Annotated in this window: 15 protein-coding genes; 8 read left to right on the top strand and 7 right to left on the bottom strand. The window is 44.3% G+C overall.

The genetic code is table 11. From position 1 onward, the window contains the following. Nucleotides 1-103: 103 nt before the first annotated feature. From dnaJ to ACTHQF_RS10330, 4 genes are all read right to left on the bottom strand, one after another. Nucleotides 104-1,273 (bottom strand): molecular chaperone DnaJ, encoded by a 1,170-nt coding sequence (gene dnaJ, locus ACTHQF_RS10345; RefSeq protein ID WP_440430135.1) that lies wholly within the window; start codon nucleotides 1,271-1,273, stop codon nucleotides 104-106. 4 nt (nucleotides 1,274-1,277) lie between these two features. After that, a complete protein-coding gene (locus ACTHQF_RS10340) occupies nucleotides 1,278-1,895 on the bottom strand; it encodes a nucleotide exchange factor GrpE (RefSeq protein ID WP_440430134.1) in 618 nt (205 codons plus the stop codon). A 128-nt stretch (nucleotides 1,896-2,023) separates the two neighbouring features. Beyond that, a complete protein-coding gene (locus tag ACTHQF_RS10335; protein ID WP_440430133.1) occupies nucleotides 2,024-2,707 on the bottom strand; it encodes a cell division ATP-binding protein FtsE in 684 nt (227 codons plus the stop codon). A 2-nt stretch (nucleotides 2,708-2,709) separates the two neighbouring features. Beyond that, nucleotides 2,710-2,913 (bottom strand): fructose-6-phosphate aldolase, encoded by a 204-nt coding sequence (locus ACTHQF_RS10330; RefSeq protein WP_440430132.1) that lies wholly within the window; start codon nucleotides 2,911-2,913, stop codon nucleotides 2,710-2,712. A gap of 231 nt (nucleotides 2,914-3,144) precedes the next feature. Between ACTHQF_RS10330 and ACTHQF_RS10325 the strand changes: the two genes are divergently transcribed. Further along, nucleotides 3,145-3,348 carry a hypothetical protein gene (locus ACTHQF_RS10325; protein ID WP_440430131.1) on the top strand — a complete coding sequence of 68 codons (204 nt, stop codon included), beginning with the start codon at nucleotides 3,145-3,147 and terminating at the stop codon, nucleotides 3,346-3,348. Between the two features lie 29 nt (nucleotides 3,349-3,377). On the opposite strand, the gene ACTHQF_RS10320 is transcribed toward ACTHQF_RS10325, so the two are convergent. After that, nucleotides 3,378-4,397, bottom strand: a complete 1,020-nt coding sequence (locus ACTHQF_RS10320; RefSeq protein ID WP_440430130.1) for an acyl-CoA reductase — start codon at nucleotides 4,395-4,397, stop codon at nucleotides 3,378-3,380. A gap of 74 nt (nucleotides 4,398-4,471) precedes the next feature. On the opposite strand from ACTHQF_RS10320, the gene ACTHQF_RS10315 reads away from it, so the two are divergent. The 6 genes from ACTHQF_RS10315 to ACTHQF_RS10290 all read left to right on the top strand — a co-directional run bounded on the left by ACTHQF_RS10315 (nucleotide 4,472) and on the right by ACTHQF_RS10290 (nucleotide 13,863). Further along, nucleotides 4,472-4,822, top strand: a complete 351-nt coding sequence (locus ACTHQF_RS10315) for a 4Fe-4S dicluster domain-containing protein (RefSeq protein WP_440430129.1) — start codon at nucleotides 4,472-4,474, stop codon at nucleotides 4,820-4,822. A 92-nt stretch (nucleotides 4,823-4,914) separates the two neighbouring features. Further along, complete coding sequence (locus tag ACTHQF_RS10310; protein WP_440430128.1) at nucleotides 4,915-6,759, top strand: 7TM diverse intracellular signaling domain-containing protein; 1,845 nt, start codon at nucleotides 4,915-4,917, stop codon at nucleotides 6,757-6,759. Between the two features lie 264 nt (nucleotides 6,760-7,023). Continuing rightward, entirely contained in the window at nucleotides 7,024-9,933 is a 2,910-nt protein-coding gene (locus tag ACTHQF_RS10305) for a SusC/RagA family TonB-linked outer membrane protein (protein WP_440430127.1), read from the top strand. 11 nt (nucleotides 9,934-9,944) lie between these two features. Then, nucleotides 9,945-11,354, top strand: a complete 1,410-nt coding sequence (locus ACTHQF_RS10300; protein ID WP_440430126.1) for a RagB/SusD family nutrient uptake outer membrane protein — start codon at nucleotides 9,945-9,947, stop codon at nucleotides 11,352-11,354. 87 nt (nucleotides 11,355-11,441) lie between these two features. Then, entirely contained in the window at nucleotides 11,442-12,884 is a 1,443-nt protein-coding gene (locus ACTHQF_RS10295) for a glycoside hydrolase family 30 protein (RefSeq protein WP_440430125.1), read from the top strand. 286 nt (nucleotides 12,885-13,170) lie between these two features. Further along, nucleotides 13,171-13,863, top strand: a complete 693-nt coding sequence (locus tag ACTHQF_RS10290) for a cupin domain-containing protein (RefSeq protein WP_440430124.1) — start codon at nucleotides 13,171-13,173, stop codon at nucleotides 13,861-13,863. Between the two features lie 33 nt (nucleotides 13,864-13,896). Here the strand turns inward: ACTHQF_RS10290 and ACTHQF_RS10285 are convergent, their stop codons facing one another. Next, entirely contained in the window at nucleotides 13,897-14,346 is a 450-nt protein-coding gene (locus ACTHQF_RS10285; protein ID WP_440430123.1) for a universal stress protein, read from the bottom strand. A 95-nt stretch (nucleotides 14,347-14,441) separates the two neighbouring features. On the opposite strand from ACTHQF_RS10285, the gene ACTHQF_RS10280 reads away from it, so the two are divergent. Beyond that, a complete protein-coding gene (locus ACTHQF_RS10280; RefSeq protein ID WP_440430122.1) occupies nucleotides 14,442-15,224 on the top strand; it encodes a C40 family peptidase in 783 nt (260 codons plus the stop codon). Between the two features lie 26 nt (nucleotides 15,225-15,250). On the opposite strand, the gene ACTHQF_RS10275 is transcribed toward ACTHQF_RS10280, so the two are convergent. After that, nucleotides 15,251-16,150 carry a WD40 repeat domain-containing protein gene (locus ACTHQF_RS10275; RefSeq protein ID WP_440430121.1) on the bottom strand — a complete coding sequence of 300 codons (900 nt, stop codon included), beginning with the start codon at nucleotides 16,148-16,150 and terminating at the stop codon, nucleotides 15,251-15,253.

The following is a 16,150-nucleotide window of genomic DNA, read 5'->3' as shown; positions in this document are numbered from 1 at the left end:
AGTTACAGGCTGATCCATTAATAATTATCAACAGGCCTTATCAACACGCCACAAAAAAAGCCATCACTATGGATGGCTTTCAGAAAAAAAATAAAAAAATTAATTATTCAAAGTATTCTTTCATCTTCTCGAAGAAGCTTTTATCGTTTTTACCTGGTTGCGGCTTGAAGTTGGGAGAGCTTCTTAATTTCTCTAAAAGATCTCTCTCTTCAGTGCTCAACGCTTTCGGTGTCCAGATGTTCACATGGATAATCTCATCACCACGTTGGTAAGAGTTTATTTCTGGAATACCTTTTCCTTTTAGGCGTAAAAGCTTACCACTTTGTGTACCTGGCTCGATCTTGATTTTTGCCTTACCATCAATGGTCGGTACTTCAGCGCTGAAGCCCAGTGCTGCATCGATAATGCTGATGTGAAGATCATAAACGATGTTGTTGCCTTCACGTTTAAGCGTTTCGTGTGGGATCTCTTCGATAAGAATGATCAGATCGCCTGGAATACCGCCGTTAGGACCGGCATTACCTTTACCGCTCATGCTTAACTGCATACCGTCACTTACACCCGCTGGGATGTTAATGGTGATGGTTTCTTCCCCTCTAACGGTACCTTCACCATGGCAGGAGTTACACTTATTGGTAATCTGACTACCGCTACCATTACAAGTAGGGCAGGTAGAAGAGGTTTGCATCTGGCCAAGAATGGTGTTGGTAACTCTTCTTACCGCACCGCTACCACCGCAGGTACTACAAGTGCTTACCGAGTTACGGTCCTTAGCGCCACTGCCATCACAGGTCTTACAAGTAACCTGTTTGTTTACTTTTATCTTTTTCTCTGCACCGTTGGCAATTTCCTCCAGTGTCAGTTTAACTTTAATTCTAAGGTTTGATCCCTTGGCAACACGTCGGCCGCCTCGTGATTGCTGCTGTCCGCCGAAGAAGCTCTCGAAAGGACTGCCGCCACCGCCACCAAAAATATCTCCAAACTGGCTGAAGATATCCTCCATGTTCATGCCGCCACCACCGTAGCCACCGCCACTAGCCGCAGAAGAACCTACACCTGCATGGCCATAGTGGTCATAACGCTGTTTCTTTTCCGGATTGCTAAGCACTTCATAAGCTTCAGCAGCTTCCTTGAACTTATCCTCCGCGGATTTATCGTTCGGGTTTTTATCCGGGTGATATTTAATGGCAAGTTTCCGGTAGGCCTTTTTGATCTCGTCTGCCGAAGAACTTTTGGAAACACCAAGAATATCGTAATAATCTCTCTTACTCATAATTTTAACTACCTACAACAACTTTAGCAAAACGGATCACTTTGTCATTCAAAGTATATCCCTTTTCAAGTTCATCTATTACTTTGCCCTTAAGTTCTTCACTTGGAGCGGGAATTTTTGTGATTGCTTCGTGTAAATCGGTATCAAACGGTGTGTTGATACTCTCCATTACTTTTAAGCCCTTTTGGCTTAAAACGCTTATTAGTTTGTTATGTACCAATTGTACACCTTCTTTGATCGGGCCAACTTCAACCGCAGTTTCCGCAGCTTTGTTTGCACGGTCAAAATCATCCAGAATAGTAAGTAGCGATACAATAACGTCTTTTCCGGCGGTTTGCAATAACTCGATACGCTCTTTTTGCGTCCTGCGTTTGTAGTTGTCAAACTCGGCAAATAATCTCAGATATTTATCATTCAGCGCAGCATTTTCTTGTCTAAGTTTTTCTTCTACAGATAGTTCTGGCGCAGCTTCATTTTTGGTCTCTTCAGCACCTGTATCTGCTCCGCTTTGTTCTTCTGCATTGGTTTGCGCTGCAGTAGTCTGTTCGTTTGTTACTTGCTCTTCGGCCTTATTTTCCATATTCGTGGTATCGTTATCGTTCTTTTTCTTCTTGCTAAACATGGTAGAATAGAATTTTTGGTGGTAAACTCAAAAGGTTTGCCAATGAAAGAATATCAGCCATGCTGTCAGCGTTCCTGAAAATTGCTGATCATTATGGCTGAAAAGGAATAATTATGTCAGCTTTGGTTTTAGCTGATGGTAGCATCTTCGTGAACCACACCGCTTTCACATTTAATGATACGTGAAGGGAAGGTGCGTATAATGTGGTAATCGTGTGTAGCCATCAAAACCGCGGTTCCGCTTTGACTGATCTGCTTCAGCAGCATCACAATTTCTTCAGAGGTATCCGGGTCAAGGTTCCCTGTAGGCTCATCGGCAAGGATGATCTCCGGGTTGTTCAGCAATGCACGGGCAATTACGACGCGTTGCTGCTCACCTCCCGAAATCTCATGCGGCATTTTGCGGATCTTCGACCTTAAGCCTACCTTCTCCAGCACATCCTTAATGCGCTCCTGAATCAGGTTTTTATCGGTCCAGCCGGTAGATTTCAGCACAAACTCCAGGTTCTTTTCAATGGTACGATCGGTAAGCAACTGGAAATCCTGGAACACAATGCCAAGCTTTCTGCGTAGATAGGGTACATCACGGATGGCAAGCTTTTTCAAATCAAACCCCGCTACACTGCCCTCACCATTACCGATATGCAGGTCGCCATAAATGATCTTCAGCAAACTACTCTTTCCGGATCCTGTTTGGCCAATAAGGAACACAAACTCACCTTTATCGATATTCAGGTTTACATTGGTTAGTACCAGGTGTTTCTGTTGATAAACATCAACGTTCTTTAGATTTATAACTGCGTTTCCTGCCATGCTTAAATATCTATTTTCTTGATCTCACCAAAAGGCAAATCATTGATCTCACTCATTATATAAGGTATCTTATCGGTAAGGCCGAGTTTCTCCAGGGATTTGTCCGGACGGTCTAGCCTGAAATATGCCAGCAAGGTAAACTTATCATCCCTCAACTGCACATAATCCGGAATTTTGGCGATGCCTTTTACTTTAATAATATACATTTTGTTCAAAAATAGTATTTACAATTGAAATTCCTGCAAGCCATGCTTCCCTGGCGGAAAATAGCCGTACATTATGTAATTTCGAAGAAGCAAGCCAATGCAGGGAACTTTAATGTTTCATGCCGACAATTGTCGTTTGAAAATAGAAGATGGCAGTAAGGCAGGCCTGATGACAATAATCATCTAAAATGGCTGTTCTTTAAATAACGAACTTTTCAAAAGATAAATAATATGGGACTGATCAGAACAATTAAAAAGGTTGCACCAGGTGGCCTCGAAAAAGGAGAAGAAGTGGGGCAGGAAGAGCAGAAGAAAAAGCTTGTGCTTAGCCTGATTACCCAGTTGGGTATGTCGGATGAGCAAGCTTCTGAAGTTGCCCAGGTTTCCATTTCCTTTGTAAAAGATATCCGTGCGGAGCTTACCGCAAAGAAGTAGCTCTGCAGCTGTACACCACGTTAGTCAACCTATAGCGATTTCAGAAACTCTATGGTATTGACGTTGTCTGCGTAGTCCCAAAGCTTTGGCGACTGACTTTGCCCGAAGGGTAGCACTGCAATGTTCAAATTTAGGGCTGCCTCTGAAACCACACATTGAATTTGATCCTGCTGCGCGATTAAACTTGCTGTTACATCCTCAAGGTTCTTGTATTGCTCAAAGTACAATACCGCCAGAGGGGAGCTCATGCTCGTATCTTCCTTCAAAAGTAAAAAGCCATTGTCGTAGTGCAGCACCTGGTTTACCAGGTAAATGGATTTATTATAGTCGTAATTGTTGTTGTACTTAAAATGATTGATGATCGGCTGAAAGGTCTCCAGCGGCTCAAAAAAGTGCTTGATCTCATAACCTTCGGGAATGTAGATCTTGGAAACATTCCTGCATCCCAGACCAAAATAGTCGAATATGTCGTGCCCGAGCCGCGCAATAGATGCTGTACTTTCCTCACCTGTTAGTACCGCGACGCTATTCCGGTTTTTACGAATGATGTTGGGAACCTTACCGAAGTAATAATCAAAATACCTGGACGAGTTGTTGCTGCCGGTTGCAATGATGGCATCAAAATCTTTCAAACGTTCTGTATACTGAATCTGCTGCTCCAACGCTGGCTCAAAGCTAACCAGCACCTTCAACAGGGCAGGTAACAGCTTATCATCTGAGGAGGAAAGCTTTATCAATGCGACGTTTCCAGTAGCTAATACGGAAAGTACATCATGAAAGCCGACCAGCGGGATATTTCCGGCAAGTACTAAACCTACCTTTTTCGGCGTTTCAGAAATAACAATGTGCTCAAACCATTTCTCAAGATCGTTGTTGTTGAGCATGTTACCGAGGGATAGTACCGCTCTTTTTACTTCCTCTGGCGTGAACCAGGCATTATGATTGCTTGAACCTTCGATCACTGCATTAAAGGCAGGATCTGGTGCAGCCATAAAGGCGCCCAGTTTCGTGAAAGCAATTATTAATTTTTCAGCGCTAAGGAATGGCATATCTCCGGTAAATTAAAAGTAGATTGTTATATTTGCACCGCAAAGGTAAACTTAGCATAGATATAAAAGAAGACATGGCTATTAAAATAACAGATGAGTGTATAAACTGCGGAGCATGTGAGCCGGAATGCCCGAATAATGCAATTTATGATGCCGGTTCTGCATGGAGGTTCTCCGATGGTACCAACCTAAAAGGAATTATCGACTTCGGTACAACCCAGGTAGATGCAGATGCCGTTCAGGAGGCAATTTCGGACGAGTACTATTACATTGTTTCCGATAAGTGTACAGAGTGTAAAGGTTTCCATGATGAGCCTCAATGTGCTGCAGTTTGCCCGGTAGACTGCTGTGTAGATGATGAAGACGTTCGTGAAACGGAGACTGAATTGCTAGAAAAGAAAGCTTGGTTGCACCAGGAAGGATAATATTTATCTATATTCGTACAAGGCCGCTACAGTAATTGTAGTGGCTTTTTTTATGCCCTGCTCTGGCTAAATGCTTAACTTTGGACTTCCCCATGATCCAAATTGATTTGAAGCATTGCCGCGAAGGCTTTCTTTTCCTGTTCCTGATTATACTTGCATGCTCCCCCGCTGCTGCACAAACACCTGTAGTGATCCGGGATGATGTAAACCAGCATATATTCACCTACAAGGAAATAGAGATGCTTGAAGACCCCTCGGGTAGTCTGGGCATCGATCAGATTCGCCGGGCCGATCATGAAGGCCGGTTCAAAGCAAGCACCGCAAGTACGCCGCAAACCCTGAACTTAAGCTCGAACTATTGGTTTAAAATTAAGATCAAGAGCAATCCTGCTGCGGAGAAACACTACCTGCTTGAATTCTTCGACCAGACCATTGACGCGATAACCGTGTACATGCCAGAACCTGCGGGAGGATATCGGGAAACGGTACTTGGAGATCAATACCCTTTCGTCGAACGCAGGTTGAAGCACAAGAACTTTGAAATACCGATTGAGAATTCAGGCCAGGAGATAAACACTTATTATATAAAAATTAGGTCCACACAAATTGCTGATGCAATCGTTGTGCTTCGTTCGGTGGATTTCTTCATCGCTTATGCGCTCAATGAGTACCTGTTTTTTGGTGTTTTCTATGGCATGATCCTCGTGTTCAGCTTGTATAATCTGGTACTATTCATTTCCATGAAGCAACGAGAGTACTTGTACTATGTGCTCTATATCCTAAGCGTCGGTGTTTATGAAATGAGCACCGACGGGATCGCTTACCAGTACCTTTGGCCCAATCACCCCGAATTCAACCAGATCGCCTATGCGGTAGCACTTTGCAGTACGAGTGTATTTGCGCTGCTATTTACCCGACAGCTACTGCATTTAAATGTGAAAGCGCCGAAGATCAACAGAATAATCATCGCTGCGGTAGGTTTAAGACTCCTGTTCTTTCTATACTGCCTGTTATTCGACCATGCTTTATTCAGCTTTAAGTTCCTGGAGGTTGTACCACTTAGTCTTGCGTTTTTCGCAGGTATCTACGTTTACCTGAAGGGCTATCAAGCCGCACGGTTTTTTGTTCTGGGCTATAGCGTGCTGTTCATTGGCTTTAGTTTGAAATTCCTGATCATGCTTGGTTATGGATGGCTGAATTTCGGTGTAGTAAGCTACTACAGCTTAAGCTTTTCCTTCGTCGCTGAAATGGTGCTCTTCTCCTTTGCGATAGCGGACCAGCTAAGGTTGTTAAAAGACAAGATAAACCGGGAGCTCGAATCTAAGGTCGCTGCACGGACCCAGGAGGTATCCCATAAGTCGCTGATTATTGAAGCCAAAAATGCAGAACTGGAGGAGATGAACACGCTACTGAAAAAGCAAGCCGAAGACATCAGCCGGATGAACGTGCTGCTGGAGATGGATAACCAGGCCTTAAATACCAATGTAGAAAAGGTAACCCGCGCCCGGGTCATGTCGGCCGAAATGGACTTCGAGGAGTTTAGCCGCATCTATCCCGATAAAGAAACCTGTTACCAGTTCTTGGCAGATTTAAAATGGAAGAATGGTTATGCCTGTAGAAAGTGTAAGCAGACCCAGTTCTATACTGGTCACGCGCCTTATAGCCGAAGATGCAGCAAATGTGGATACGAGGAATCTGTGACCTCATATAGTATATTTCACAACACCAGGATTCCGATCAACAAAGCTTTTTACATGGTTTATCTGATTTACACAACCAAGGGGAAGACCTCATCACATAAGATCTCGGAGGTGTTGAATATGCGCCAAAGTACATGCTGGACTTACAGTTCACGAGTAAAAACAGCCATGGAAGAGAAGAAAACCATTCTTAAAAGATCCGGTAAACAAGGCTGGAGCCAGCTCATTCTGGATTAAACCTGCTGTCTTTGTCCGATAGCGTGAAAAAAGTTACTGGGGTATAGAAGCGTATCAGGACATCAAATAACAGCACCCCTATATTGGTCTTTGAGGCTGATATTCAGCGATAACCCAAAAATCGCGCTGCGGTACTAAAGCGTATCAAATTTTTACAATAGCTTGTTTATCAATAAGTTATATAAAGTATTTTACTTGGTTTGCTTTGATATGAGCTGAAATAGCTTCAACTTTACAGCATCCAATTATAAACTACAAAAAGCAATGATGACAAAGAAGATTGCGTTGTTTGTTGTTTTTCTACTGTATGGTTTCTCAATCGCGATTGCACAGGAGATTACAATTAACGGGAGCGTAAAAGACAAGCAGGGAATTGCACTACCTGGAGTATCTATTCAGATCAAAGGTGCACAAAGAGGCACCGTAACTTCCGCCGAAGGAAGATTCACATTATCGGCACCAGCCGAAGCAACACTAACATTTTCATTTATCGGTTACACAACCATCGAGCAACCTGTAGCAGGAAAAACGTCGATGAACGTCGTACTATCAGAAGACGATAATCAGCTTGATGAAGTTGTCGTGATCGGTTACGGAACAACAACAAAAAAGGACATTACCACCGCAGTTGTTTCTGTATCATCTAAAGACATCCAAAACCAGCCGGTTACCAATCCATTGCAAGCCATTCAGGGTAAAGCAGCGGGTGTACAAATTACTTCGCAGTCGGGTAAGCCCGGTGCTGGAGTAGCGGTAAGTATTCGTGGTAATACTTCTATCACCGCTTCCAACAGTCCGCTGTATGTTATTGACGGGGTAACCTCGAGGAATGCAGATTTCCTTAACCCGAACGATATAGAAACGATGACGATCCTGAAGGATGCGTCTGCAGCGGCGATTTATGGCTCAAGCGGTGCAAACGGGGTAATTCTGATCACCACAAAAAAGGGCACCGCAGGAAAACTGCAGGTTGGGTTCAATGCATTTACCGGTTTTTCTAACCTGTGGCAGCAACAAAAAGTCCTGAATAGCGCACAGTACGGCGCATTAATGGAGGAGCTTGGTTACCAAAGTATCGGAAACCAACAAACGGATTGGCAGGACCTGACTTTCGGTACTGGAAAACAGCATAGCTATCAGCTTTCACTTGCCGGCGGAATCAAAGGCGGCCAGTATTATTTCTCTACCGGATATCAACGTGACCAGGGTACTGTTGCACCAGCTGTGCTGGATAAATATACCGCCAACTTTAATGGTTCGCAGAAACTAACAAAGTGGTTAACGCTAACCGGTTCCGCATCTTTGACCTCAAGAAAGTCATTTGATGTAAGTGATAATGCAGGTGTAGCACGTGGTGGAACGATCTTGTCAGCTTTGACAACTCCGCCGAACATTGGGGTCTTCAATGAAAATGGACAGTATGCCGGTAATCCAAATGCCGGGGGCTGGGAGAACCCGATTGCCAATGCGTATGCTGCAAAAAATGCCACAAGGAACTTCCGTTTTCTGGGCGCATTCTCCGCGCAGGTGAATTTTACGGATGATTTCTATTTCAAATCCAGCATCAGCACTAATAACAGCAACAACTTTTACAGCTACTTCCTTGATCCATTTTCCACGGACTACGGACGGGTACAGCAAGGTATTTACCGGGACAATCAGGCCTATGATAAAGTATGGTTGAACGAGAATATTCTAAACTATACCAAAAACTTCGCACAACATGCATTTACCGCTACCGGTGGTATGACCCTGCAATCTTCGGATTATAAGTTCTATCCATATGAAGTTACCCGGTTTTTAGATGCGAACAAAAACCTATTGCAGGATGGAACGTCTATACTTCCACAACTACCAGCCTTTGCGCAATGGACCAAGCGTTCTTATTTAGCACGTATCACCTATGCTTATGCAAACAAGTATTTGTTTAGTTCTAACATGCGTGCAGATGGATCTTCAAGATTTGCTAAGGAAAACCGCTATGGTTACTTCCCTTCAGTATCTGCAGGCTGGCGCATTTCCGCCGAGAACTTCATGATGGACTCGAAAGTGATCAATGATCTAAAGATCAGGGGTAGCTGGGGTAAAGTTGGTAATGATGAAGGTATCGGAGATTATGCCTACCTGGCATTGTATCAGCCTACACCACAGGGCTCATACAACTTTTCACAGCTGGAAAACAGGAATATTTCCTGGGAGAAAACTACACAGACCAACATCGGCTTGGATCTAAGCATGTTTAACTCCAGGATTACCTTTACCGCAGACGCCTACTTGAAGAAAACTAATGATCTTTTGATCAATGTTCCTTTGCCACAGGCAACTGGTTTCGGCAGTCAGGCGAGAAACGTTGGCTCTATGGAGAACAAGGGACTGGAGTTTGTATTATCTACGAAGAATTTTGAACGCGAGAAATTCAGCTGGACAACAGATTTAAACTTTTCCATCAATAAGAACAAGGTGACCAGCCTTGGTAATTCACTTAGCTCAATAAACTTCGGAGGCGTTTACGAGCGCGATGATGCCATTCGGGTTGAAGTTGGTAGACCACTGGGATCGTTCTATGGCTATCAGTTTACAGGAGTAAATTCACAAACAGGTGCTGCAGAATATGCAGATCTTAATGATAACGGTAGCGTTGATGCAGGTGACCGTACTTTTATCGGTAATGCGCAGCCTAAATTTACCTACGGTATCAATAATAACTTGAGTTACGGGCCTGTTGCATTATCATTATTCTTTCAGGGCGTTCAGGGCAACGACATTTTCAATGCCTCGCGTATAGAACTGGAAGGTTTATATGACTCCAAAAACCAACTTGCAACCGTATTAAACCGCTGGACAACACCAGGGCAGGTAACCAATATTCCAAAAGCAGACCGCGGAAATACCGACAACTCACGTACATCAAGCAGATACGTAGAAGATGGCTCTTACTTACGTTTAAAGACTGCCACGCTGTCTTATAACTTTGGTAAAGCTGCCCTTGGCAAATGGAACATGAGCAAATTAACGGTATTTGCAACTGGATACAACCTGCTTACCTTCACCAAATACGACGGTTTTGATCCAGAAGTGCAGCAATATAGCGGCAATAGCCCTTCTATGGGTATTGATTACGGAACATACCCGCAAGCCAGAACATTCCTGTTTGGCGTAAATGTTGGATTTTAATTCGAACAAAAATGAAACTCAGACAATACTCAATTATAGCAGCAGCTGCAGTTACGATTAGCTTTGCAAGCTGCAAAAAAGATTTCCTGGATAAACAACCCATTAGTCAGGTAACGCCGGAAGTAGCCTTTGCAGACGCAGCGGCAGCCGAAAAACTCATTCAGGGTGTATATGATGGCATGTACAACGACTATCACATCAACGATTTCCTGGTAAATGGTGATGCGATGGCAGACAATGCCTATGCAGGAGGGGATAACCCAGCCAACATACAGATTGATCTTTTCATTGTTAATGCTACGAACGGCAATATCAGCCGCGACTGGAACTCGCTGTACAGCGATATTAAGAACTGTAATCTGGTGACCGACAACGTACCCAACATTCAGGACCCTAAACTGGATGAAGGCGGACGACGTGAGCAGATCCTTGCAGAGGCAAGAACCATGCGTGCTTACATGTACTTCAACCTCGTAAGATTATGGGGATCAGTACCTTTGGTATTGAAAATTCCATCCACAGATGCAGAATTTCAACCCGCCAAAGCGTCTGTAGAAGCGATCTACGCACAGATAAAGGAAGACTTGGAGTATGGTGTGGCACATGCACGTGCAACATCCGCCAACAAAGGCATCATTACGAAAGGTGTAGCAAATGCGCTGCTTGCCAAGGTTTATGCTACACAGGCAAACCCGGATTGGGCGAAAGTGTTGGAACACGCGGATGCGACGATCAATAATGGTTATGCTTTAATGGCTAATTACGATCAGCTTTGGGATTCGCAGCACGACAATAATTCAGAGGCAATCTGGGAAATGCAATATGATGGATGGGGTGGCGCACACGGTAACTGGATGCCTAGCCAACTCTTTGGCGCGGGTTGGAAGAAGTTCAATACACCAACCAACGACCTGGTGAATACCTTTGATGCAGAGCAGGACCAGGTTCGCAAAAGCTCAAGCATCTTCACCGATGGTATTGGCTGGGATGATGACTACTGGAAGGATCCAAAAACGTATCCACACATTAATAAGTACCGCGCAGATGATAAGACAGACACTTACATTCTACGTCTGGCAGATATTCTGTTGCTTAAAGCAGAAGCACAAAACGAGCTGTCTGCCGGCGGCTGGGCTCAGGCTAAACAGCTGGTAGATCAAATCCGGAGCCGCGTAAACCTGCCTGCAACTGCTGCAGCCGATCAAGCCTCCATGCGACTGGCAATTGAAAAAGAACGCAGACTCGAACTAGCCTTCGAAGGGCACCGCTGGTTTGACCTGGTTAGAACCGGACGTGCAGTCACCGTCATGAATGCACAAAAGGATGGCAACGGTAATCCGCTGAACTACAATGTTACTGAAGCGAAATTACTTTGGCCAATCCCACAAACTGAAGTCGACAGAAATCCAAACATGAGATAGAATTTAGAAAGGGTAAGGGCTGAGCAATCAGCCTTTATCATTTATGCCCTTCTAATAACCTGTTTAAAAACATAAATCCCCTAAAATATGAACATAAAAAAGTTCGAAAGTATAAAGGCGTTGCCGTATACAGCTTTGCTGGCTGGCGCCATGTTAGTTGCTTGCTCCGGTACAAAAATGATAAACAGCGCTTCTACTAACGCAGAGACCGGTATTTGGTTAACCACTGGAGATCAAAAATCTTTGCTTGCAAAACAGAACCAAGGCTTGTCATTTACATCAACAGCGACGGCGACTGCCGGGCCAGTGATTGAAATCAATGACAAGCAAACATACCAGTCTATAGATGGTTTTGGTTATACCCTTACCGGCGGTAGTGCCACGTTAATTAACAAGCTTCCGGAGGTCACTAAAGATTCCCTGTTAAAAGAGCTGTTCTCCACGAAGAATAACGGCATCGGTGTAAGTTATTTACGCATTAGTATAGGGGCGTCTGATCTGAGCGCAGCACCTTTCAGTTACAATGATCTACCTGAAGGGCAAACCGATCCTAATCAGGAGAAGTTCTCCTTAGCGATGGAACAAACGGATTTCCTTCCTGTCCTGAAAAGAATTGTGGCCATAAATCCGGCAATAAAGATCATGGGTTCTCCATGGTCGCCACCAACATGGATGAAAGATAACAATAGCTTCAAAGGGGGAAGCCTCAAGCCTGAATTTTATCAATCTTATGCGAATTATTTCGTGAAATACATCCAAGCGATGAAAGCTGAAGGTATCACTATTGACGCCATAACCATTCAGAATGAGCCTTTACACCCCGGAAACGTACCGAGTATGTATATGGAAGCACAGGATCAGGCAAACTTTATCAAAACCGCTTTGGGACCTGCATTTAAATCAGCTGGGGTAAAAACCAAAATCATCGTGTATGATCATAATGCAGACCGGCCGGATTACCCGATCACCATTCTTAAAGATCCTGAAGCGGCTAAATACGTTGATGGTTCGGCTTTCCACTTATACGGTGGTAAAATAGAGGCACTATCAACCGTTCATGAAGCTTTTCCAGACAAGAACCTGTACTTCACAGAACAGTGGGTTGGTGGTCCTTCAAACTTCCCTGAAGACTTGAAATGGCATGTATCCACTTTGATCATCGGTGCAACCAGGAACTGGAGCAAAAACGTGCTGGAGTGGAACCTGGCTGCCGATCCGCAGTACAAGCCACACACAGTTGGAGGATGTACCAGTTGCTTAGGCGCACTAACTATAGGTGATGGCGTTAGCAGAAATGTCGCTTACTACATTATTGGTCATGCTAGTAAGTTTGTGCCGGCGGGATCTGTACGAATTGCATCTAACCTTGTTGATAAACTGGATAATGTAGCGTTTAAAAGGCCAGATGGAAAAACGGTGTTAATTGTTGTAAATACTGCTTCGGCAGCCAGCAGCTTTAATATTAAACATAAGGGGAAAGTAGCCGAAGCCAGTCTGCCGGCAGGTGCGGTAGCGACTTACGTTTGGTAAGGCAGCTCAGTTGTCGCATTTGGTAAAACACACAAGAGGGCGTTATAAACCGCAGATCAAAGGCAGATGGAACCCACATGATTCCTGCGGTCGTTGTGCCTTTCATCTGGGTTTGATGTGCGGTTGATGTGCGTTTGACCCGAAGTTGTCTTGTCCTGATATGGCTATACATGGTTTGTTTTTGTTGCTGATGTTTAGGGCATCCGGAGCATATGCAGCATAGACGTATTTATCGCAGGGGCTAGAAAGCCGGATAATTATATGTAAATTTCGAAAAAAGCAAATTATGGACACAATGACCACCGTTTCGGAAGTTCTAAATAACCTTAAAGCAAAGGGGTATACTGTCGACTTCAATTTGGATGATAACTGTGTTGTTTGTCACTCAAATGCCTTAAAGATTTATCCGGAGGATTTTGTAGTAGACAAACACTACCGTTTTGAAGGACCGTCTGATCCGGCTGATGCCGCTATTGTATATGCAATCTCGTCTGCAAAGCATAACTTGAAGGGAACATTAGTGGATGGTTATGGCACGTCGAGCAGCAAGCTTACGCACAACATGATTAAGGCTTTGACTATGGAACGTAAAACCAACGAGTCAACGTCCTTACGTCCTGAAGGTGCACGCTCACTCGACGCAGCAATGGTGACAATGGATTTATCGTCACTAACAATACAAATTAAGGAAGAAGACACTTATAAGAAGAGTGACCGTAATGCAATTACCATTTTCAAAACCGATGGAATGCGGATCGTATTGATGGCCCTTAAAAAAGGTGCAGAATTAAAAACGCATACTGCTCCGGGTATAATCAGCGTGCAGGTTCTTGAAGGGTACATCGATTTTAGCACTGAATTGCAGAAATCACCACGTAAAACTGCTCAAATGCTTACACTTCATGCCGGAATTCCGCACAGTGTTCTGGCCCTAGAAGACTCCGTTTTTCTTCTGACATTGGCAGCAGCCACGAAGTAAAGGACATGACTACCACTGCTGCATCGTAGGGGATTAAACATCTGCCTTGTTTGGGACAATGAGTACCGGGCAGGCAGATTTTCTCGCGACGTGCTCAGCAACGCTACCCATCAGGAAATGGTATAAGCCTGTACGGCCATAAGTACCAATCACGATCAGGTGGGAGCCCCACTCTTCGGATTGCTGAATGATACCATGAGCGGCGCTATCCATTACACTTAAATAGGTGGTAGAAATGCCATTGCCGTATTTGTCTTCCATTTCCTTAAGCAGGATGTGGCTATTGTCTTCACTATTATCATAAGTTTCCAAAAACACTGGTGCCAGTGTCATATCAGGATTTACGTTTGCGGGAAGCGGTTCAATAACATTTACCAAAGCTACTTCAGCACCGAATGTTTGTGCGATTTCGTAGCCTACACGCGCTGCCTTCTCCGAGGCGGTGCTGTTATCTACTGCAATTAGTACTTTCTTAACATTCATATCTGCTGGTTTTTGGTTTGTACACCTATAACAATTTCCATCTATATAATGTTTAATGTACGTTTTTACCAGGCTTTCACTAGTTTTATACCTGAATGGAAAATGAATTTGGAATCTGTCGGGTGTCGATTGCCCCTTTAAGATCTGCTCCGAAGGATCAGGCAGAAATTGTCTCGCAACTACTTTTTGGAGATCAGGTGATCATTCTTGAAGTATTGGATAAATGGCTCAAGGTGCGGAACTTGTTTGAGGGCTATGAAGGTTTCATGGATTTTAAGCAGTTGACTACTATCGGCACAGATGAGGCTGCTGCGACCGCTGAACACCAGTATTTGGCTCCTGCAGCGCCCATAAACAGCCTCTTGCTCGAAGATGGCAGCAAGATCTACCTGGCTGCAGGTAGTAATCTCCCAGCCTATGAGCAAGGCTCTTGCAAGATTGGTGATATAACTTACAAAGTCAACTTTGAACCCTTGCAGCCGAACCCGGATCAGCGGCTTGAGCGCGTAATCACTAGCGCTTTGTTTTTCCAGCATGCGCCTTATCTGTGGGGCGGGCGGACATTGTTTGGAATTGACTGCTCAGGCTTTGTACAGATCGTGTATAAATTAGCTGGTATCAAGCTCCAACGCGATGCCTCACAGCAGGCACTGCAAGGCGAAACCGTTCATTTTCTGCCGGAGGTTCAAGCTGGTGACGTGGCTTTCTTTGACAATGATGAAGGTCGAATTATCCATGTTGGTATTCTCCTGAATCAAAAAGAGATTATACATGCTTCCGGACAGGTACGAATAGATCCGATTGATGATCAAGGCATTTTCAACAAGGAACTAAAACGCTACACCCATAAACTCCGCATCATCAAGCGTTTTCATTAGGCCTGCATAATGCTTTGTGAACATGACTAATCCTCCACACGCCAGATCATGATGTGTCTGTCGTCTCCGGTGGAAATCAGGTATTTTCCATCTGCACTCCAGATCATGTGGTTAATGGAGTGAAAGTGCCCGCCGGTATTCTTTTCATTGCTCAAAATTTTGACAAGCCGGAAATCACGGCTGCTCCAAAGTTTAATGCTCTTGTCCTGACTGCAACTTGCGAAATAGGGCAGCGTAGGATGGAACACAATGCTGTAAATGCTGAAAAGGTGTGCAGGGATGTTTTTCTGTAGCTCAAAATCTAAGAGGCTCCAGACCTTAAGCTGTGCATCGCGACTGCCGGAGATCATGTACGTACCTGTAGGATCAAATTGGATCGATGTTATCGGAAGGGTATGGCCTTCTAGCACTTTAAACAGTGAATAGTCCTCCGAATTATACAGCCTGATCAATCCGTCCTTTGCGCCGATGGCGATGATCTTTTCGTCTTTACTAAGCTCAACAACACGTAGCGTATTATTGATGACCGGGAACTCATATAAGAAGCTGAAATCTGATAAAGACCAGATCACCACATTACCTTCTTCACCCGTACTGATCAATTCGTTTTTAGAAGGGATCGTCTTGATGTCGAAAACACCTTTTTTATGATGGTCTAATCTGGCCAGCAGTTGTGCGGTCTGGGTGTTGTAAACCAGGATGGTACCACTGCGTTGGCCAATGAATAAAAGATCATTGAACCTGTGCAAAGCATAAACGGAGCTTTGCACAGGCAGGAGTATTTTTACATAGGTCATGCTGCTTAGCGACCATTCTACAACACCTTTATCATTTCCGGCGCTATAAAAGCGGTCTGGATCAACAGCACTGCTCAGTGCGTAAATTGGGTTTGAGTGGCCAACAAGGGTTTCTTCGAGTACCAGCAT

This window comes from Pedobacter sp. SAFR-022, assembly GCF_051965375.1.
Lineage (GTDB): Bacteria > Bacteroidota > Bacteroidia > Sphingobacteriales > Sphingobacteriaceae > Pedobacter.
Note: the sequence above shows the minus strand (reverse complement) of the source record. Positions and strands in the feature narration are given on the sequence as shown.